19 protein-coding genes are annotated in these 20,110 nt (G+C 67.9%); 17 read left to right on the forward strand and 2 right to left on the reverse strand.

Going from position 1 to position 20,110, the window contains the following annotated elements; all coding sequences use genetic code 11:
* The first annotated feature begins 65 nt into the window (after positions 1-65).
* The 11 genes from AC1DIQ_RS13310 (at position 66) to AC1DIQ_RS13360 (ending at position 10,788) form a co-directional block, all read left to right on the forward strand.
* Positions 66-635: a sigma-70 family RNA polymerase sigma factor gene (locus AC1DIQ_RS13310; protein WP_478050205.1), complete on the forward strand. Its 570-nt coding sequence runs from the start codon at positions 66-68 to the stop codon at positions 633-635.
* Positions 632-1,417: an anti-sigma factor gene (locus AC1DIQ_RS13315; protein ID WP_478050206.1), complete on the forward strand. Its 786-nt coding sequence runs from the start codon at positions 632-634 to the stop codon at positions 1,415-1,417. Before AC1DIQ_RS13310 ends, AC1DIQ_RS13315 begins: the two co-directional genes overlap by 4 nt.
* 90 nt (positions 1,418-1,507) lie before the next feature.
* The gene (locus tag AC1DIQ_RS13320; protein WP_478050207.1) at positions 1,508-2,467 is read left to right on the forward strand and encodes an acyl-CoA desaturase; all 960 of its coding nucleotides are present in this window, start codon (positions 1,508-1,510) and stop codon (positions 2,465-2,467) included.
* Position 2,468: 1 nt separating this feature from the next.
* Positions 2,469-3,749, forward strand: a complete 1,281-nt coding sequence (locus tag AC1DIQ_RS13325) for an NAD(P)/FAD-dependent oxidoreductase (protein ID WP_478050208.1) — start codon at positions 2,469-2,471, stop codon at positions 3,747-3,749.
* Positions 3,746-4,513 carry a DUF1365 domain-containing protein gene (locus AC1DIQ_RS13330; RefSeq protein ID WP_123731109.1) on the forward strand — a complete coding sequence of 256 codons (768 nt, stop codon included), beginning with the start codon at positions 3,746-3,748 and terminating at the stop codon, positions 4,511-4,513. Before AC1DIQ_RS13325 ends, AC1DIQ_RS13330 begins: the two co-directional genes overlap by 4 nt.
* On the forward strand, positions 4,510-5,766 hold the full coding sequence (locus AC1DIQ_RS13335) for a class I SAM-dependent methyltransferase (RefSeq protein WP_478050209.1): 1,257 nt from the start codon (positions 4,510-4,512) through the stop codon (positions 5,764-5,766). The genes AC1DIQ_RS13330 and AC1DIQ_RS13335 overlap by 4 nt, the downstream gene beginning before the upstream one ends.
* A 1-nt stretch (position 5,767) precedes the next feature.
* Positions 5,768-6,325, forward strand: a complete 558-nt coding sequence (locus AC1DIQ_RS13340; RefSeq protein WP_152152935.1) for a DUF2878 domain-containing protein — start codon at positions 5,768-5,770, stop codon at positions 6,323-6,325.
* Entirely contained in the window at positions 6,322-7,119 is a 798-nt protein-coding gene (locus tag AC1DIQ_RS13345) for a DUF1295 domain-containing protein (protein WP_478050210.1), read from the forward strand. The genes AC1DIQ_RS13340 and AC1DIQ_RS13345 overlap by 4 nt, the downstream gene beginning before the upstream one ends.
* Positions 7,116-8,189: a cyclopropane-fatty-acyl-phospholipid synthase family protein gene (locus AC1DIQ_RS13350; RefSeq protein ID WP_121044276.1), complete on the forward strand. Its 1,074-nt coding sequence runs from the start codon at positions 7,116-7,118 to the stop codon at positions 8,187-8,189. The genes AC1DIQ_RS13345 and AC1DIQ_RS13350 overlap by 4 nt, the downstream gene beginning before the upstream one ends.
* A 28-nt stretch (positions 8,190-8,217) precedes the next feature.
* Complete coding sequence (locus tag AC1DIQ_RS13355; protein WP_478050211.1) at positions 8,218-8,754, forward strand: lipocalin family protein; 537 nt, start codon at positions 8,218-8,220, stop codon at positions 8,752-8,754.
* A gap of 144 nt (positions 8,755-8,898) precedes the next feature.
* On the forward strand, positions 8,899-10,788 hold the full coding sequence (locus tag AC1DIQ_RS13360; protein ID WP_478050212.1) for an RpoH suppressor: 1,890 nt from the start codon (positions 8,899-8,901) through the stop codon (positions 10,786-10,788).
* Between the two features lie 22 nt (positions 10,789-10,810).
* On the opposite strand, the gene AC1DIQ_RS13365 is transcribed toward AC1DIQ_RS13360, so the two are convergent.
* Entirely contained in the window at positions 10,811-12,181 is a 1,371-nt protein-coding gene (locus AC1DIQ_RS13365; protein ID WP_478050213.1) for a helix-turn-helix domain-containing protein, read from the reverse strand.
* A 111-nt stretch (positions 12,182-12,292) separates the two neighbouring features.
* On the opposite strand from AC1DIQ_RS13365, the gene AC1DIQ_RS13370 reads away from it, so the two are divergent.
* From AC1DIQ_RS13370 to mmsB, 5 genes are read left to right on the forward strand one after another with little or no spacing between them, the layout of a single operon-like run.
* Positions 12,293-13,798 carry a CoA-acylating methylmalonate-semialdehyde dehydrogenase gene (locus AC1DIQ_RS13370; protein WP_121044264.1) on the forward strand — a complete coding sequence of 502 codons (1,506 nt, stop codon included), beginning with the start codon at positions 12,293-12,295 and terminating at the stop codon, positions 13,796-13,798.
* Positions 13,799-13,817: 19 nt separating this feature from the next.
* The gene (locus AC1DIQ_RS13375) at positions 13,818-14,984 is read left to right on the forward strand and encodes an acyl-CoA dehydrogenase family protein (protein ID WP_478050214.1); all 1,167 of its coding nucleotides are present in this window, start codon (positions 13,818-13,820) and stop codon (positions 14,982-14,984) included.
* Positions 14,981-15,778, forward strand: coding sequence for an enoyl-CoA hydratase (locus AC1DIQ_RS13380; RefSeq protein WP_121044258.1), 798 nt, complete (start codon positions 14,981-14,983; stop codon positions 15,776-15,778). Before AC1DIQ_RS13375 ends, AC1DIQ_RS13380 begins: the two co-directional genes overlap by 4 nt.
* The gene (locus tag AC1DIQ_RS13385) at positions 15,775-16,950 is read left to right on the forward strand and encodes an enoyl-CoA hydratase/isomerase family protein (protein WP_478050215.1); all 1,176 of its coding nucleotides are present in this window, start codon (positions 15,775-15,777) and stop codon (positions 16,948-16,950) included. Before AC1DIQ_RS13380 ends, AC1DIQ_RS13385 begins: the two co-directional genes overlap by 4 nt.
* Positions 16,947-17,837, forward strand: coding sequence for a 3-hydroxyisobutyrate dehydrogenase (mmsB, locus tag AC1DIQ_RS13390; protein ID WP_070474377.1), 891 nt, complete (start codon positions 16,947-16,949; stop codon positions 17,835-17,837). The genes AC1DIQ_RS13385 and mmsB overlap by 4 nt, the downstream gene beginning before the upstream one ends.
* An 885-nt stretch (positions 17,838-18,722) precedes the next feature.
* Here mmsB and AC1DIQ_RS13395 read toward each other — a convergent pair.
* The gene (locus AC1DIQ_RS13395; protein WP_019185509.1) at positions 18,723-19,148 is read right to left on the reverse strand and encodes an organic hydroperoxide resistance protein; all 426 of its coding nucleotides are present in this window, start codon (positions 19,146-19,148) and stop codon (positions 18,723-18,725) included.
* Between the two features lie 111 nt (positions 19,149-19,259).
* On the opposite strand from AC1DIQ_RS13395, the gene AC1DIQ_RS13400 reads away from it, so the two are divergent.
* Positions 19,260-20,096: an AraC family transcriptional regulator gene (locus tag AC1DIQ_RS13400; RefSeq protein ID WP_478050216.1), complete on the forward strand. Its 837-nt coding sequence runs from the start codon at positions 19,260-19,262 to the stop codon at positions 20,094-20,096.
* Positions 20,097-20,110: the final 14 nt, after the last annotated feature.

A 20,110-nucleotide genomic window follows, 5' to 3' on the forward strand; every position in this document is an offset into this window, starting at 1 on the left:
CCCTTGCAGCCAGCCTCGCAAGCAAGGACGATGCCGATACGCCCGTTATCGACATTGAGCCTGCGATGCCCGAGCTGGACGCTGCCGCCACCGCCGCATCCCACCGTCTGGACGAGTTGCTCGCCCGGGTCGCCGGCGGCGATCGCCAGGCCTTCGAATCGGTCTATCAGCTGGCCTCTGGCCGCCTGTTCGCGATCTGCCTGCACGTGCTGCGCGACCGCGGCGATGCCGAAGAGGTACTGCAGGACGTCTTCACCACGGTCTGGAACAAGGCGGCGCAGTTCGACCGCGCCAAGGCGGCGGCCATGACCTGGCTGTCGATGATGGCGCGCAACCGCTCGATCGACCGCCTGCGGGCCGCGCCGCCGCGCGCGCTGGATGATCTGTCGGTGGCGGAGGAGATTCCCGATCTCGCGCCACAGCCTGCCGTTGCCGCCGAGCAGGCCTCCGACCACGAGCGCCTGCAGGCGTGCCTGGAAACCTTGGAACCGCGCCGGCGATCCTTGATCCGGCTGGCCTTCCTCGATGGCGCGAGCTATGAAGAATTGGCGCGCCGCATCGGTTCGCCGCTGGGCTCGGTGAAGAGCTGGGTCCGCCGCGGGCTGGGTCAACTGCGGGTGTGCCTGGAACGATGAACGTTCGCGACCTCCACGATCTGCAAGACGACGGCGAGCCGCCGAACGCCGACATCCTGGCCGGCGAATACGTGCTGGGCGTACTCGATGCCGCCCAGCGTGCCGAGGTTGAACGCCGCATCGCCAGCGATCCCGGCTTCGCGCGATTGGTGGCCCAGTGGGAGAACCGCCTTGCGCCCCTGCTCGAGTCGCTCGGTACCGAAGCGGTGCCCGCGCATCTGTGGCCGCGCATCCGCACCTCGCTCGGCTGGCCAGCCGCAACGGCCGCCTCGCCGCGGGTGTGGCAGCGCACCGGTTTCTGGCAGGGCATGACCGCGCTTGCCGCCGCGTTGGCACTGGTCGCGGTGTTCAGCCGCCGCGATCTGGAGCCGACCGCACCTTCGCCCTCGCCGGTGGCGGTAACGCCGACCCCGCCGACGACACCGGCCGAGCCGGAGCAGGCCACCAAGCCGGTCACGCCGCTGTTGCACGACGATGGCACGCCGGGCTGGCTGGCGTCCGTCGACAAGGCCCAGGGCAAGGTGCTGATGGTGCCGGTCCCGGCCGCGGCCGATGCGGCCGGCCGTGCCCCCGAGCTGTGGCTGATCCCGGCCGGCGGCGCCCCGCGTTCGCTGGGCCTGGTCTCCATCGACCGCGCGCATACTGTCGCCGTGCCGGACACGCTGCGTGATGCACTTGTGAACGGCTCGGTGTTGGCGATCACACTGGAACCGTCGACCGGTGCGCCGCAAGGCATTCCGACCGGCCCGATCATCGCCAAGGGCGACATCGCCAACCTGTAATCGCACGGAGTCGCGGTTTTTTTCCGGATCCGTGCATCCAAACGCCGTGCCCTGTCGTATCTCCTGATAACGCCTCAGGAGAAGCGAGTCATGTCGGTCAGCCCCACCCCCGACGCAGGACGCACCGCACAGCGACGCCGCTGGGCCACGCTGTGGCGTTGGTTCGATACCAGCACGGATGCGGCTGCCGCAACCGGCCAGCCACAGCGCGTGGACTGGGTGCGGGCCATCCCGTTCGCGGCGATGCACTTGGCCTGCCTGGCGGTGATCTGGGTGGGCGTGTCGTGGGTCGCGGTCGGCGTGGCGGTCGCGCTGTACGCGGTGCGCATGTTTGCGATCACGGCCTTCTACCACCGCTACTTCTCCCATCGCACCTTCCAGACGTCGCGGGCCGTGCAGTTCATCTTCGCGCTGATCGGCGCTTCCAGCGTGCAGCGCGGCCCGTTGTGGTGGGCGGCGCATCATCGCAATCACCATCGTCATACCGATACTGCCGCCGATCCACATTCGCCCTCGGTGCATGGCTTCTGGTGGAGCCACATGGGTTGGTTCCTGACGGTCGAAGGCTTCCGCACCGACTGGTCGCGCATCCCAGATCTGGCCAAGTACCCGGAGCTGCGCTGGCTGGACCGCTTCGACACGCTGGTGCCGATCGCGCTGGCCGCGGCACTGTTTGGCCTGGGTGCGCTGCTGGAGCGTATCGCGCCGTCGTGGGGCACCAGCGGTGGGCAGATGCTGGTGTGGGGCTTCTTCATTTCCACCGTGGTGCTGTTCCACGCCACGGTGACGATCAACTCGCTGGCGCACCGCTTCGGCCGCCAGCGTTTCAACACCGGTGACGACAGCCGCAACAACCTGTGGCTCGCGCTGCTGACCTTCGGCGAAGGGTGGCACAACAACCACCACTTCTTCCCGGGGACCGCGCGTCAGGGCTTCTACTGGTGGGAAGTGGATGTCACCTGGTATGGCCTGCGTGCGATGGCCGCGCTCGGGCTGGTGCGTGATCTCAAACCCGTGCCGGCCTGGGTGCTGGCCAAGGCGGAGCACTGACATGCGTATCGCCGTGATCGGATCGGGTATCGCCGGCCTCTCCAGTGCGTGGTGGCTGAGCCAGCAGCATGAAGTGACGCTGTTCGAAGCCAATGACTACCTCGGGGGTCACACGCATACGCATGAGGTGGAGGTCGATGGGCGCACGCAGGCGGTGGACACCGGCTTCATCGTGTTCAACCCTGCCCACTACCCGCTGCTGACCGGCCTGTTCGACGAGCTGGGGGTGGCTTCGCAGCCGACCACGATGAGCTTTTCGGTACACAGCGAGCGCAGCGGGCTGGAGTACAACGCGACTTCGCTGGACACCCTGTTCTGCCAGCGCCGAAATCTGGTGTCGCCGCGCTTCTGGGGCATGCTGCGGGACCTGCGCCGGTTCTACCGCCAGGCGCCGGCGCTGCTCGAGCGCGACGATGAAGGCCCCTCGCTGGGCGAATTCCTGGACAAGGGCCGTTACGGCCGCACCTTCATCGACGAGCATCTGCTGCCGATGGCCTCGGCGCTGTGGTCGTCGCCGACGGCCAGCCTGGCCGCCTTCCCGGCGCGCTACCTCGTGCAGTTCATGGCCAATCACCAGATGCTGCAGATGACCGGGCGCGCACCGTGGCGCGTGGTGCAGGGTGGCTCGGCGCGGTATGTCGATGCGCTGCGCCGCCGCTGGCAGGTGCGTGAGCGCCTGGAGTGCCCGGTGTTCGGCGTGGAGCGGCATGAGCATGGCGTGCGCGTACACAGCGCTGCCGGCCTGGAGGGCTTCGACCAGCTGGTGCTGGCCTGCCACAGCGACCAGGCGCTGGCCTTGCTGTCCGATGCCGACCTCACCGAGCGCGCGGTGCTGGGCGCGATCCGCTACCAGCCCAACGAGGTGGTGCTGCATACCGATGCCAGCCTGCTGCCGCGTGACCGCAAGGCCTGGGCCGCCTGGAATGCGCATGTGCCGCGCGACCCGCTCGCACCGTGCACGGTCAGCTACTGCATGAACCTGCTGCAGGGCATCGACACGCCTACGCCGTTGGTGGTTACGCTCAACCGCAGCGAGGCGGTCGATCCGGCCACCGTGCTGCGCCGCCTGCAGTACGCCCACCCCGTGCATGACCACGCGATGGTGCGGGCCCAGCAGCGTTGGGCCGAGATCCAGGGCCACCGCCGCACCTGGTTCGCCGGTGCGTACTGGGGCTGGGGCTTCCACGAAGATGGCATCCGCAGCGCCCGGCGCGTGGTCGATGCGCTGCAGGCGCTGGATGCCGAGTCCTACTGGCCGCTGGCCGAGGCACTGCCGGCATGACTGCCAGTGCGATCTACCGTGGCTGGATGCGCCATCGGCGGCACGCGCCGCATGCGCACGCGTTCGGCTATCCGATCGCGCAGCTGTTGCTGGACCTGGATGAACTTCCGCGCCTGTTCGAGCGGCGCTGGCTGTGGTCGGTGGGCCGTCGCAACGTGGTCGAGTTCCGCCGCAGCGACTATCTCGGCGCGCCGGATCAACCGCTCGCCGATGCCGTGCGCGCACGCATCACCGAGGCCTTGGGCCGCGCGCCCGCTGGGCCGATCCGCCTGCTCACGCATCCGCGTTATGCCGGCCATGTCTTCAACCCCGTGAGCTTCTATTACTGCTACGCCGCCGATGGCACCACGCTGGACAGCATCGTGGCGGAGATCACCAACACGCCCTGGAAGGAGCGCCACGCCTACGTGCTGCCGGTGGCCCAGGCCGATGCCCAGGGCCGCGCGCTGTGCTGGTCCTTCGACAAGCAGTTCCACGTTTCTCCCTTCATGCAGATGGACTGCGAGTACCGCTGGCGCTTCACCGCGCCGGGCGATGACCTGCACGTGCACATGCAGGTGTGGCGCGAGGGCGTGTGCCAGTTCGATGCCGACCTGGTGATGCAGCGCCATCCGCTCACCGGTCGTGGCCTGGCCGGCGTGCTGCTGCGTTACCCGCTGATGACCCTCAAGGTCGTTGCCGCGATCCACTGGCAGGCGCTGCGCCTGTGGCTCAAGCGCAACCCCGTTCACGACCATCCTTCTCTTGCTGGAAAATCCCCATGAACGACATGACACGCGCGGTGGCCGTGCCGCAACCGTCCGCCCTTGAAGGGTTCCTGCGCGGGCGCCTGCTGGCGCAGCTGGCACCGCTGCGCGGCGGGCAGCTGCGGCTGCGCGATGCCGTGGGCGATGTGGTGATCGGCGATCCGGACGCCACGCCCCAGGTGACGGTCTGGGTGGACGATCCCGGTTTCTACCGCGCGGTGGCCGCGCAGGGCAGCGTGGGTGCAGGCGAGGCCTACATCCGCGGCGACTGGCGCTGCGATGACCTGGTCGCGCTGGTCCAGCTGCTGGTGCGCAACCGGGATCTGCTCGATGGCATGGAGGGTGGCCCGGCGCGCATCGGCGGCTGGCTGCTGAAAGGCTGGAACCGGCTGCGCCGCAACACGCGCGAAGGCAGCCGCCGCAACATCGCCGCGCACTATGACCTTGGCAATCCGTTCTTCTCGCTGTTCCTGTCGCCGGACCTGATGTATTCCTCGGCGCTGTATGCCCGCCCGGACGACACGCTGGAGGCTGCGTCCGAGCGCAAGCTGGCCCGCATCTGCGAGCAGCTGCAGCTCACTGCGGCCGATCGCGTGGTCGAGATCGGCACCGGCTGGGGCGGCTTCGCGCTGTACGCGGCCCGCCATATCGGCTGCCACGTCACCACCACCACCATCTCGGTGGAGCAGTACACGCTGGCCAAGCAGCGGGTGGAGGCGGCCGGGCTGCAGGACAAGGTCACCCTGCTGCTCAAGGATTACCGCGATCTGGACGGCCAGTACGACAAGCTGGTGTCCATCGAGATGATCGAGGCGATCGGCGCGCAGTACCTGGACACCTACTTCGCCACGCTGACCCGCCTGCTCAAGGATGACGGCCTGGCGCTGCTGCAGGCCATCACTATCGAAGACCAGCGTTACGAGCAGGCGCGGCGAAGCGTCGATTACATCAAGCGCTTCGTGTTCCCCGGCAGCTTCATCCCCTCGATCAACGCCATCGTCGCCGCCAAGACCCGCAGCAGCGATCTGCAGCTGATCGGCCAGCATGATTTCGGCCCGTCCTACGCGATGACGCTGCGCGCGTGGCGCCAGCGCTTCCTGGCCCAGCTCCCGGCGGTGCGTGCACAGGGCTTCGATGCGGGCTTCATCCGCATGTGGGAGTTCTACCTGGCGTACTGCGAAGGTGGCTTCCGGGAGCGCTCCATCGGTGTCTCGCACCTGCTGATGGCGCGTCCGGGCTACCGGCCCGCATTGATAGCGGGGGAGGCCTGAGGTGCCACGTTTCTGGGCCAACGTGATCGGCAACCAGCTGGTCTGGCTGTGCGCGGTGATCGGGGCCGGCCATGGGCTGCGCTGGCCCGCGCTGTTGGCGGCGGCGGTTTACGTGGGCACTCAGTTGGTCTGGTCCGCGCAGCCGTCAGTGGAGATCAGATTGATGCTGGTGGCGATCGCCTGCGGGTTGGTCGTAGACGGGCTGGCCGGCGCCTCCGGGTGGGTGCTGTACGCAGCCGGCAATGAGCCCGCGTGGATCGCCCCGGTCTGGATCCTCGCGCTGTGGGCCGCGTTCGCGATGACGCTCACGGTGTCATTCGCGGTGCTGCAGCGGCATCTGGTTGCGGCAGCACTGGTTGGCCTGCTGCTGGCCCCGCTGGCGTATCTGTCCGCCGCGCGCGGCTGGTCGTCGGTGGTGTTCGCCGCACCGCAGTGGCACGGCGTGCTGCTGCTCGGCCTGGGCTGGGCAATCGCATTGCCGGTACTTGCGGCGTGCGCCCGTCATTGGCACACCCGTGCGGTACCCCTCGCCACACTTGCTCCAGGAGACACACGATGAAGATGCTGTGGGTGGTGTGGCTGTACGCCGCCGTGATCATGACCTGGGGGTGGTGGTGGCAGCGCCGGCACCAGAACATCGGCGTGGTCGATGTGCTCTGGGCCAAGGGTGTGGGCGCGTCTGCGCTGTTGCTCGCACTGCTCGGCGATGGCGCGGCGATGCCGAGGATCGCGCTGGCGGTGCTGGGCGGGCTGTGGGGTTCACGCCTGGCGCTGCACCTGTGGCACCGCGTGCGCAGCGAGCCCGAGGATGGTCGCTACCAGCATCTACGTAAGCATTGGAACGGCCACCAGGGAAAGATCTTCGGCTTCTTCCAGTTCCAGGCACTGCTGGTCGTGCTGTTCGCGTTGCCCTTCGTGGCGGTGTCGGTGAATCCGGAACCACATGGCTGGGGTTGGGTGATCGCGGCCGTGGCGATGTGGCTGCTGAGCGTGGGTGGCGAATCGCTGGCGGATCGTCAGCTGGCGCGCTTCCGCGCCGATCCGGCCAACAAGGGCAAGACCTGCCGCGATGGGTTGTGGCGCTACTCGCGGCATCCCAACTATTTCTTCGAATGGCTGCACTGGTTCACCTACGTGCTGCTGGCCGTGCAGTCGCCGTTGTGGTGGCTGGCCTGGTCCGGCCCGCTGGTGATGTACGTGTTCCTGCGCTGGGTCAGCGGCATTCCCTTCACCGAGGCGCAGGCGCTGCGCTCGCGCGGTGAGGATTACCGCGAGTACCAACGCACCACGCCGATGCTGTTTCCGTGGTTCCCCTCCCGTTCGTCGTCTGCCCGCAAGGAATCTTCCCCATGAATGTCGCCAGTGACCGTCTTCCGCTGCCGGACTACGCACCGGGCCTGACCGGCCTGGCCGAGCGCGGGCTGCTGCCCGATACGCTGTTGCGGCTGGGCATCCGCCGCCAGTGCGAGCAGCGCCTGCGCGAAGAGCTTGCCGGTGGCCAGCAGGTCCAGTCGCAGCGCTTTGCCGCGCGCATCGCCGGGCTGGCCAGCAGCGCGGTCGCGCTGCATGTGGATGCGGCCAATCGGCAGCATTACGAAGTGCCGGCCGAATTCTTCCATCGCTGCCTGGGCAAGCGCCTGAAGTACAGCAGCTGCTACTACGCCACCGGCACTGAAACGCTGGACGAAGCCGAAGAGGCGATGCTCGCGCTGTACGGCGAGCGCGCACAGCTGGCCGATGGGCAACACATCCTGGAGCTGGGCTGCGGCTGGGGGTCGCTGACGCTGTGGATGGCCGAGCGCTACCCGAACGCGCAGATCACCGCCGTCTCCAACTCCAACAGCCAGCGCGAGTACATCCTGGGCCAGTGCCGTGCACGTGGCCTGATCAACGTCACCGTACTGACCCGTGACGTGAATCATCTGATGCTGGATGCGGAGACCTTCGATCGCTGCGTCTCGATCGAGATGTTCGAGCACATGCGCAACTACCCGCAGCTGCTGCAGCGCATCCACCGCTGGCTGCGGCCGGAGGGCAAGCTGTTCGTGCATATTTTCGTGCACCGCACGCTGATGTACCCGTTCGAGACCGAGGGCGAGGACAACTGGATGGGCCGCCACTTCTTCACCGGTGGCCTGATGCCCGCGGCCGATACGCTGCTGTTCTTCCAGCAGCACCTGCAGCTGCAGCAGCGCTGGCTGCTGGATGGCACCCACTACGAGCGCACCGCCAACCACTGGCTGGCCAACCAGGACCGCGAGAAAGAAGCCGTGATGGCTGTGCTGCGCCAGACCTACGGCGATGCCTCGGCTGCGTTGTGGCACCAGCGCTGGCGCATGTTCTGGATGGCCTGTGCAGAGTTGTTCGGCTACCAGCAGGGCCAGCAGTGGCAGGTCGCCCACTACCTGTTCAACCGCCCGTGATCACCCCACGTTACTGGAGGAAGCCGTCATGTCGATCCGTGCTCTCGTTCCTCTGCTGGTTGTCGGCATGATGCTCGGCGGCTGCAGCGGCAACACCCGCCCGATCCCGCCCGTGGCGCATGTCGATGTGCCGCGTTTCATGGGCGACTGGTATGTGATCGCGCATATCCCCAGCCGGCCCGAGCGGGAGGCGTTCGACGCGGTGGAATCCTACGCACTGCGTCCGGATGGCCGCATCCAGACCACCTTCCGTTATCGCAAGGGCAGCTTCCAGGCTCCGATCAAGACCATGCACCCGGTCGGAACGGTCAAGGACGGCACCGGCGGAGCGATCTGGGGCATGCAGTTCATCTGGCCGATCCAGGCCGAGTACGTGATCGTGGATCTGGATCCGGACTACAAGCAGACCATCGTGGGCCGCAGCAAGCGCGACTACATGTGGCTGATGGCGCGCACCCCGACCATCTCCGATGCCGACTACCAAGCGGCCATGACCCGCATCGCCGCGCTCGGTTACGACCTGTCCCAGGTGCGGCGCGTGCCGCAGTCCGGCAAGGCCGAATAAGCCGTTCCGTGCCGCGCTTCTCAGGCCCTGAGAAGCGCGCAGGCGATACTGTCGTCATCGACCTCCCCGGCCCGGGCATCGTTGCAGGGACAGCGGGGGAGAGTGTGCGGATCGGCCGCGCACGGGCGGACAGAGGACGGCAACGTGGCGGACAAGTACTGCGATCTGGTCATGAAGGGCGGCATCACCAGCGGCATCGTGTATCCCAACGCGGTGCTGTCGCTGGCGCGCGAGTACCGCTTCAAGAGCATCGGCGGCACCTCGGCCGGCGCCATTGCCGCCGCCGTGGCAGCGGCGGCCGCGCTGGGCGACCGGCGCCGCCAGGCCGGTGAGCCGGTCGCGGCGGCGGTGGGCTTTCCGGGGTTGGCCGAGGTCTCGGCGCAGCTGTCCCGGCAGGGCTTCATCCACAGTCTGTTCCAGCCGGCATATGGCGCGCGTACCGCGTATCGCCTGCTGGTGATGCTCACCGGCAAGGCCGGCCTGCTGCGCAAGATCGCCTGTCTGCTCGCGGCGGTATTCGCGATCGCGCCGCTGGAGGTGCTGGTGTCGCTGGCCGGCCTGCTGGGCATCGGTTACCTGGCCGGTGGCATTGATGGCATCTGGGCGACGTTGCTGCCCTCGCTGCTGTGCGCCTACGGGGCCGGCGTGCTGGCCTCGGCGCTGCGCGTGGCCCGCGTCGCCCGCCGCAACCTGCTGGGCCTGTGCACTGGCAGCACCCAGCTGAACGCCTCCGCGCCGGCGCTGACGGATTGGCTGCATACCCAGCTGCAGGCCTTGGTCGGCAAGCCGCATGACCAGCCATTGACCTTCGGCGATCTGCATACGGCCCCACGCTATCCCGGCGAGCCCAGCGGTGCGCACGCGATCACGCTGCAGATGATCACCACCTGCGTGTCGCACAGCGAGCCGCGCACGCTGCCGTTCAACGCGGCGCACTTCTGGTTCCTCCGCGAGGAGTTCGCGCAGCTGTTCCCGGCCAGCGTGGTCGCGTGGCTGGTTGCACGGGCCGGCGCACCAGAGCGGGTCGATGGGCGCGATTACTACCGTCTGGTCGATGGCGAGGAACTGCCAGTACTGGTCGCCACGCGCATGAGCCTGAGCTTCCCGCTGCTGATCAGTGCGGTGCCGCTGCACGAGCCGGCCCGTCGCGAACGCCGCTGTGAGCCGGTGGCCGATGCCGAGCCCCCGCGCGACAACACCAACGTGGCCGACAGCATGGAAGGGCTCACCAGTGGTGGCCAGAGCTGTGGTCCGGTGATCACCGCCTTCCGCGTGTGCTGGTTCTCCGATGGCGGGATCAGCAGCAACTTCCCGATCCATCTGTTCGACGCCGCGCTGCCGCGCTGGCCGACCTTCGGCATCAATCTGGTGTATCCGCGCCACGCCGATGCGGTCAGCGTGCTGGCCCACGGCGATGCGCATGCGCGGGCGGAGCAGGCGGTCTTCCTGCCGACCGAGAACCGCCATGGCTGGCAGCGTACCTACCATTCCATCGCGCAGCCGCTGGCCGCCGCGGAGATGTCCGGCTTTCTGTTCTCGATCGTCTCGACCATGCAGAACTGGCGCGATGTGCTGCAGGCCCGCGCGCCGGGCTACCGTGACCGCATCGTGCATGTGGCGCTGGAGGGCGACGAAGGCGGCATGAACCTGGACATGCCACAGGCCGTGCTCAGCCGCATCGCCGACAAGGGCAGCATTGCCGGCGAGCGCTTCTGCGATTTCTCGTTCGCCAATCACTACTGGATCCGGTGGCGCAACCTGGCCTCGGCCTACCAGCGCTACACGCTGGATGTGGCGCGCACCGACGACCCCGCGCAGCGGGTGGCGGCATACCAAGCGGCGTATCAAAGTGTGGCCACCGGCACGCCGGTGCCGCCGTCCTACCGCCTGAGCTCGGAAGACAAACGCCGCGAATCACAGCAGTTGTGGCGGCACATGGTCGAGCAGGGCCAGACGTGGGAAGACCTCGGGCCGGACCTCACCGACGGTGCGCCACGGCCGCTGCCGCAGATGAAGGTGACGCCGATCTACTGAGGGTTTCCGCCACCGGGCCGCATCATCCCCGCCCCGGCAGCTGCGGGAACGCGCGCTGCATGCAATCCTCGCGCGGGCATACCCGGCAGCCCGGGCCGATCGAGACCGAGTTGCCCGGGCTCTGGATATCCAGCCCGCGCGTGTAGATCAACCGCTCGGCGTGCTGCAGATCGCAGCCCAGCGCCACCGCGAAGGTCTTGCGCGGCTGGCCATGCCCGATCGGGCCGCTGCTCACCTGCCGCGCCAGCCAGAAGTGGCGGCGTCCGTCAGGCATCCGCGCGGTCTGGGTCAGTACGCGCCCAGGTTGGTTGAAGGCTTCGTACACGATCCACAATGGGCATGAGCCGCCCACCTGTGAGAAGTGGAAATCGGTGGCCGAATGCCGTTTGGAGACATTGCCGGCGCGGTCCACGCGGATGAAGAAGAACGGCAGGCCGGGCGCGCTGCGTCGCGCCAGCGTGCTCAAGCGGTGGCAGACCGCCTCGAAGCCCACGCCGAAGCGATGGGCCAGGGCATCGATGTCGTACGCGCTGTGCTCGGCGGCGCGCAGGAACTGCGCATACGGCATCACCAGCGCGCCGGCGAAGTAGTTGGACATGCCGATCCGCGCCTGCGCGATCTGCTCCGCTTCGCGGAAGCCGGCGCGTGCGATCACCGCATCGATCTGCGCCGCGTAGCCGAGCAGGGCCAGCTCGGCCGCCATCTGGAACGCCTGCTGGCCCGGCTCCAGGTAGTCGGGCAGCCACAAGGTGCGGCTGCCGCCGTCGTAGACGCGCTTCTCGCGCCCGGCCTGCAGCGGCCCCACTTCCACCAGCACGCCGTGGCGGTCGGCCAGCAGCTGGCGCAGGCGCGGCGCCACATGCCCGGCCACCAGCCCCCATTCGCCGAACAACTGCTCGGCCAGGTCATCCAGCTCGGGGATGTGGTTGTGCATGCGGTTGAAGAAATCGCGGACCTGGTCGCCCGCGGGCAGCGCCTGCCCGGCGTGCACATCGCCCAGCTGGAACTCCAGCGCGGCGGCATGCTCGCGCAGCATCAGGTGGCGGCGGTGCAGGTCGAGCAGGGCACGGCTGATCTGCGGCAGGTTGCCCGCCATCGCGCGCAGCTCGGTGCTGCTGACATCGGCCAGGCCCAGGTCGCGCAGAGTCTCGCCCAGCGATTCCTGCAGCGCGCCGGGGTCATCGACCTCGAACAGCTCGCTGACGTCGCCCAGTACGTCGCGCAGCTTGCCCTGCACCGCCGGGGTCAGCGGCCGCTTGTTGCGCTCGATCTGGTTCAGGTAGCTGGCCGACAGCCCCAGTGCCTTGGCCAGCGCCAGCTGGCTGTAGCCGCGCTGCTCGCGCAGCTTGAGCAGGCGCAGGCCGATCTGGCGTTGGACGGGCTGGCTATTCACAGAATTCACAAAAATCGTAGCGGGCATTGGCCAGATTAAGCGCATACAGCCCGGAAATCGAGGATGGCACTGTGAATAATGCAAACAACTTTCGACCCGCCGGGATTGTCCATGACTGTTGCAGCGCCCCGTATCCGCATGTTGATCGATGGCCAGTTCATCGAATCGGCCAGCTCGCAGTGGCAGAACGTGGTCAATCCGGCCACCCAGGACGTCCTGGCCCAGGTTCCGTTTGCCACCCCCGGTGAAGTCGACGCGGCCGTCGCCTCGGCCAAGGAAGCCTTCAAGACCTGGCGCAAGACCCCGATCGGCACCCGCGCGCGCATCTTCCTGAAGTACCAGCAGCTGATCCGCGAGAACATGAGCGAGCTGGCCCACATCCTCAGCGCCGAGCAGGGCAAGACCGTGCCGGATGCCGAGGGCGATGTGTTCCGTGGCCTGGAAGTGGTCGAGCACGCTGCCGCGATCGGCAACCTGCAGCTCGGCGAGCTGGCCAACAACGTGGCCAACGGCGTGGACACCTACACCCTGCTGCAGCCGCTCGGCGTCTGCGCGGGCATCACCCCGTTCAACTTCCCGGCGATGATTCCGCTGTGGATGTTCCCGATGGCCATCGCCACCGGCAATACCTTCATCCTCAAGCCGTCCGAACAGGACCCGATGGTCACCATGCGCCTGGTCGAACTGGCGCTGGAAGCCGGCATTCCCAAGGGCGTGCTGAACGTCGTGCACGGTGGCGAAGACGTGGTCAACGCGATCTGCGACCACCCGGACATCAAGGCCGTTTCGTTCGTGGGTTCCACCCGCGTCGGCACCCACGTGTACAACCGCGCCTCGCTGGCCGGCAAGCGCGTGCAGTGCATGATGGGCGCCAAGAACCACGCCGTGGTGCTGCCGGACGCCAACAAGGAACAGAGCCTCAACGCGATGGTCGGTGCCGCCTTCGGTGCGGCCGGCCAGCGCTGCATGGCCGCCTCCACCCTGGTGCTGGTCGGCGAAGCGCGCGAGTGGGTGCCGGACCTGGTGGCCAAGGCCAAGACGTTGAAGGTCAGCGGCGGCAGTGTCGCCGGGACCGATGTCGGCCCGGTGATCTCCTGCGCCGCGCGTGAGCGTGTCGAAGGCCTGATCGCCTCGGGCGTGGAGCAGGGCGCCAAGCTGGTGCTCGATGGCCGCAACCCGCAGGTCGATGGCTTCGAGAAGGGCAACTTCGTTGGCCCGACCATCTTCGCCGGCGTCAAGCCGGGCATGCGCGTGTACGACGAGGAAATCTTCGGGCCGGTGCTGGTGATCCTGGAAGCGGACACGCTCGAAGACGCCATCGCACTGATCAACGCCAACCCGAACGGCAACGGCACTGCACTGTTCACCCAGTCCGGTGCGGCCGCCCGCAAGTTCCAGGAAGACATCGACGTCGGCCAGGTCGGCATCAACGTGCCGATCCCGGTGCCGGTGCCGCTGTTCTCGTTCACCGGCTCGCGTGCCTCCAAGCTCGGCGACCTGGGCCCGTACGGCAAGCAGGTGGTGATGTTCTACACCCAGACCAAGACGATCACCTCGCGCTGGTTCGATGACGAGACGCTGGGTCATGGCGTCAACACCACCATCAGCCTGAAGTAAGCAACAACGGAGTTCGACCATGAGCCACTCGATGACGACGGAACTCGACGAAGCGCAGCAGGCCTATAGAGAGGCAGCGCGTGACTTCGCCCAGGCCGAACTGGCGCCGCACGCCGCGCGATGGGATGCGGAGGGCATCTTTCCGCGCGAGGCGATCGCCAAGGCAGGGGAACTCGGGTTCTGTGGGTTGTACATGGATCCCGAGGTCGGTGGCAGCGGCTTGAGCCGTCTGGACGCCGCCGTCGTCATCGAGGAGCTCGCCAATGTGGATCCGTCCACGGCGGCCTATGTCAGCATCCACAACATGGCGTCGTGGATGGTGGCCAAGTGGGGCCAGCAGAGCCTGCGTGCCGCGTGGGGCGCAGACCTCTCCTCCGGCACCAGGCTGGCCTCGTACTGCCTGACCGAGCCGGGTGCCGGCTCGGACGCGGCCTCGCTGAAAACCAGCGCGGTGCGTGACGGCGACGATTACGTACTCAATGGCTCCAAGGCCTTCATCTCCGGCGCAGGTGCCACCGAACTGCTGGTGGTGATGGCGCGTACGGGTGGCCCGGGCGCGGGCGGCATCAGCGCGATCGCGGTGCCGGCCGATCTGCCGGGCATCAGCTACGGCCGCAAGGAAGAGAAGATGGGCTGGAACAGCCAGCCGACCCGTGGCATCACGTTCGAGAACGTGCGCGTGCCGGTCAGCCATCTGCTCGGCGAGGAAGGCAGCGGTTTCAAGCTGGCCATGAAGGGCCTGGACGGCGGCCGCATCAACATCGCCGCCTGTTCGCTGGGCGCTGCCCAGGGTGCACTGGATGCCGCCCGCCGTTACATGGGCGAGCGCCGCCAGTTCGGCAAGGCGTTGTCCGAGTTCCAGGCGCTGCAGTTCAAGCTGGCCGACATGGCCACCCAGCTGGTCGCCGCCCGGCAGATGGTGCACACCGCCGCGCGCAAGCTCGACGCGGGTGCCAGCGATGCCAACGTGTGGTGCGCGATGGCCAAGCGCTTCGCCACCGATGCCGGTTTCAACATCTGCAACGATGCGCTGCAGATCCACGGCGGCTACGGCTACATCCGTGAATACCCGATTGAACGGCTGCTGCGCGATTCGCGCGTGCACCAGATTCTGGAGGGCACCAACGAGATCATGCGTGTGATCGTGGCCCGCCACCTGCTCAACACTGAAGAGGAACTGCGATGATGGAGTGGCGCCAGCATGATCATGTCGGCCTGAAGGTCGAGGCCGATGGCCACGTCGCGGTCATCACCCTCAACAATCCGCCGGCGCATACCTGGACCGTGCACAGCCTGTCCGCGCTGCGCGATCTGGTCGGCGCACTCAATGCAGACCGCGATATCTACGCGCTGGTGATCACCGGCGATGGCGAGAAATTCTTCTCTGCCGGTGCCGACCTGAAGCAGTTCGCCTCCGGCGACAAGGCCGCCGCACGCGAAGCTGCACGTCGCTTCGGCGAGGCGTTCGAAGCCCTGTCCGGGTTCCGTGGTGTCTCCATCGCGGCAATCAACGGCTACGCGATGGGCGGCGGCCTGGAATGCGCGCTGGCCTGCGATCTGCGCATCATCGAAGAACACGCCCAGGTGGCGCTGCCGGAGGCCACCGTCGGCCTGCTGCCGTGCGCCGGCGGCACCCAGAACCTGCCGCGTCTGGTCGGCGAAGGCTGGGCCAAGCGCATGATCCTGCTGGGCGAGCGCATCGATGCGGATACCGCACTGCGTATCGGCCTGGTCGAAGAAAAGGTCGCCAAGGGCGAAGCCAAGGCGCTGGCGCTGGCCTGGGCGCACAAGGCCGGCAAGCAGAGCCCGACCAGCATCGCCGCGTGCAAGACGCTGGTGCAGGCCACCCGCAGCGGCACCCATGCTTCGGCACTGGTCGCCGAGCGCGAGGCCTTCGTCGATCTGTTCGACAGCGCCGACCAGGCCGAGGGCGTGAACGCCTTCCTGGAAAAGCGCACTGCGCAATGGAAAAACGCATGAGCACCGCCGTCGCTCATGACGAGGCGCCGGTGCTGTTCGAAGAACGCGCTGCCGGTAATGGCACGCGCATCGGCATCGCCACGCTCAACGCCGCGCGCACCCTCAACGGGTTCTCGCTGCCGATGGCGCACCTGCTGCGTGAGCGGCTGGAGGCCTGGGCCGTTGATGACGGCATCGCGCTGGTCGTGCTGCAGGGCGCGGGCGAAAAAGCCTTCTGCGCCGGCGGCGACCTGCACAGCCTGTACCGCAGCATGGTCGACTACCGCGAGAGCGGAAAGACCGACATCCGCGACAACGCCTACGCCGCTGAATTCTTCGACGTCGAGTACCGCGTCGACTACGCGATCCACACCTATCCCAAGCCGATCCTGTGCTGGGGCCATGGCATCGTCATGGGCGGTGGCATCGGCCTGATGTCCGGCGCCAGCCACCGCGTGGTCAGCGAGCGCTCCAAGCTGGCGTTCCCGGAGATCACCGTCGGCCTGTTCCCGGACGTGGGCGGCAGCTGGCTGCTGCCGCGCGTGCCCGGCCACGGCGGCCTGTTCCTGGCCCTGACCGGCGCGCCGCTCAACGCAGGCGATGCGATCTACGCCGGCCTGGCGGATATCCACATCGCCGAGGCACAGCGCGAGACCGTGTTCAATGCGCTGGCGGACGTGCACTGGAGCCACGAGGCCAAGCGCAACCACGAACAGTTGACCGCGCTGCTGCAGCAGAACGCCAGCGATGCGGCCACCGGCCCGTTGCTGCGCAATGCCGCCACCGTGGATGCGCTGTGCGCCGGTGACGACGTCGGCGCGATCGTCGAGGCGATCCTTGCCCTGGAGACCGAGGACGCCTGGTTGAAGACCGCGCAGGCCACGCTCGCCGCCGGTGCGCCCGGCTCGGCGCGGCTCGCGTTCGAGCTGCAGCGCCTGGCCGAGGGCGCCTCGTTGGCCGAGGTCTACCGCATCGAGTACGTCGCAGCACTGCATGCGGCCGCCCACGGCGATTTCGCCGAAGGCATCCGCGCGCTGCTGATCGACAAGGACCGCACCCCGAAGTGGCAGCCGCGCACGCTGGCGGACGCCACGGCCGAGTGGGCCCGCACCTTCTTCGTTTCGCCGTGGTCCGATGCCGCGCATCCGCTGGCCGACCTCGGTGCCACCGTCCCTGAAAGGAGCCACGCATGAGCCGTATTGCATTCATCGGGTTGGGCAACATGGGTGGCCCGATGGCCGCCAACCTGGCCAAAGCCGGTCACGCCGTGCGCGTGTTCGATCTGGTGCCGGCTGCCGTGCAGGCCGCCGTCGATGCCGGCGCCACCGCCGCCAGCTCCGCGCTGGATACCCTGACCGACGCCGAGATCGTCATCTCGATGCTGCCCGCCAGCCGCCACGTGGAAGGCGTTTACCTCGGTGATGATGGCCTGCTGGGTGATATCCCGGGTGGCGCGCTGATCATCGATTGCAGCACCATCGCCCCGGCCACCGCCCGCAAGGTCGCTGAAGCGGCAGCGGCGCGTGGCCTGCAGATGCTGGATGCCCCGGTGTCCGGCGGTACCGCAGGTGCACAGGCCGGCACGCTGACCTTCATCGTCGGTGGCGAAGCCGAGGCACTGGAGCGGGCGCGCCCGCTGCTGCAGGCGATGGGCAAGAACATTTTCCACGTCGGTGCCAGCGGTGCCGGCCAGGTCGCCAAGCTGTGCAACAACATGGCGCTGGGCGTGATCATGGCGGTGACCGGTGAGTCCATCGCCCTGGGCGTGGCACACGGGCTGGACCCGAAGGTGCTCTCGCAGATGATGGCGGTCAGCACCGGCCGCAGCTGGGCCACCGAAGTGTGCAACCCGTGGCCCGGCGTGCTGGAAAACGCCCCGGCCTCGCGCGGCTACAGCGGCGGCTTCGGCAGCGACCTGATGCTCAAGGACATGGGCCTGGCGGTGGAAGCGGCGATGAGTGTCGGCGCCTCGATCCCGCTGGGCGAGCTGGCGCGCAACCTGTATTCGATGAACCACCAGGCCGGCCGCGGCAAGCTGGATTTCTCCAGCGTGGTGCAGCTGATCACGCACGACAAATAAAGGCCGGATCCGGTAGTGSCGGCCGCTGGCCGGCAACGCGGCAAGTCCCGGCAGCGTGCCTGCATGCGCTCGCCACCGGGTGTGCCAGCGCGGATCTCCCCGTCCTGCAACCACCCGTAGATTTCGCGCCGCACGCGATACGCCGCATCCGCTGACTCGACCACGTCTGCATTATCGCTGGCGAGCGGGGCACCCGGCAGCGCCGCCTCCGGGATCGTGCCCAGGACCGCCAGCTGCGTGCACAGACCGGCGTAGTAGGCCGTGCGCTCGTCAACTGCACCGCGATCACCGGCGGCGAAGCCCAGGGCATGGAAGGTCTCATGAGCGACCAGGTCCACGAGATTGGCCTCGGTCCGCGCGCGCGCTTCGTACACCCGCATGGCCAAGGTCAGATGCGGCACGCGGAAGCGCAGCGATCGGGTGCGCAGGTCCAGGCGCGTTCCGTGGGGCACGAGCAGCGCCGTATAGGCCGCGCGCCGGTCGGGATACCACTGCTGCGCGTGGCGTGCAGCGGCATCGATCAGGGCGCAGGCATCGGTAGCCGGGAGGGTCGCCGGCGGATAGGCCGCGATCCGGATGCGGGTTGCCGCGTCAGGACAGGCGTAGGTCTCTGGCAGCCCGGGCGCAGCCGTGCCGGGGAGATACAGATCGGTCACCACATGCACGAACCCGGCGCCGCGGACGAGAGACAGCGCGTTCATCCCGTTCGAGGCGATCGCCTCGGGTGGCGCGATGGGAGCCGTAACGCAGCCCCCCAGAAAACCGCTGAGCAACAGCGCGGCCAGAATCCTGTGCATGTCCGTTTGCCAGTGAGGATCGTCTGGCCAGTCTACCGGTGGCGACGGGGCTGTGTGCCCGTCGCCACGGCAGGTCATGCGGAGGGGATCAGACCACCGTCAGCGTCACGTCGATGTTGCCGCGGGTCGCATTCGAGTACGGGCACACGATGTGCGCCTTCTGCACGAGCTCTTCGACCTGCTCGCGCGGCAGGCCCGGGACCGAGATTTCCAGCGCCACTTCGATGCCGAAGCCGGTCGGGATCTGGCCGATGCCGACCTTGCCGGTGATCTGCGTTTCCGCCGGCAGGGCGACCTTGGCCTGGCCGGCCACATACTTCAGCGCACCCAGGAAGCAGGCCGAGTAGCCGGCGGCGAACAGCTGCTCCGGGTTGGTGCCCGGGCCGCCCGCACCGCCGAGCTCGCGCGGGGTGGAGAGCTGGATGTCCAGCACGTTGTCGGAGGAGACGGCGCGGCCGTCGCGGCCGCCGTTGGCAGTGGCCTGGGCGGTATACAGAACGTTGGCAATGGACATGGAAATCTCCTGCGGAGTGAAAGGGGGTGGGCCAGATGGCAGGTGTACTGTGCGCGCCCGCCTCGTACTTGTGGCAACATTTCGTCCAGAAAACTTGATCTGGAGTCCGCCATGGTCGACCGACTGCAATCCCTGCTGGACCGTTTCGCGGTGTCCGCCGAGGTCTTCCACGCCGGCGCGCTGTGCGGCATCAACGATCTCCCGGCGGACGGCGAGCGTGGTCAACTGCATCTGATCCGCGACGGCGATGTGCGCGTCGAGCACCGGGATGGCAGCACGCTGCAGATCACCACGCCCAGCGTGCTGCTGTACCCGCGCCCGCTCGCGCACCGCTTCGTCACCGATGCCACGCGGGGCGCGGATTTCGCCTGTGCCAACCTGCAGTTCGAAGGGGGCGCCAACAACCCGGTCGCCGCTGCCCTGCCGCCGATCGTGTGCCTGCCGCTGGAGGGCTTGTACGGCGGCCAGCCGGTGCTGTCACTGCTGTTCGAAGAAGCCTTCGCGCAGCGCTGCGGCCGCCAGGCGCTGCTGGATCGTCTGTTTGAAGTCGTGCTCATCCAGATCCTGCGCGCGCTGATGGAAAGCGGTCAGATCCGCGTCGGCCTGCTCGCCGGCATGGCCCATCCGCGCCTGCGTCACGCGCTGGTGGCGATGCATGAAGCGCCCGCCGACGAGTGGACGCTGGAGTCGCTCGCGCAGCGCGCCGGCATGTCACGCAGCGCCTTCGCCGACAGCTTCCGCGACACCATCGGCAGCACGCCCGGCCACTACCTGCAGGGCTGGCGCACCCGCCTGGTGCAGCAGGCGCTGCGCCGCGGCCAGCCGCTCAAGCGCATCGCCATCGACGTGGGCTACGGCAGCGAAGCAGCGTTGTCGCGCGCGTTCAAAGCGCAGACCGGGCAGTCGCCGCGGCAGTGGAAGCAGGGCAGTGTGGCCGCCGAACGATAACGCGATGCACACCG

This window comes from Stenotrophomonas sp. 05L413, from assembly GCF_056397945.1.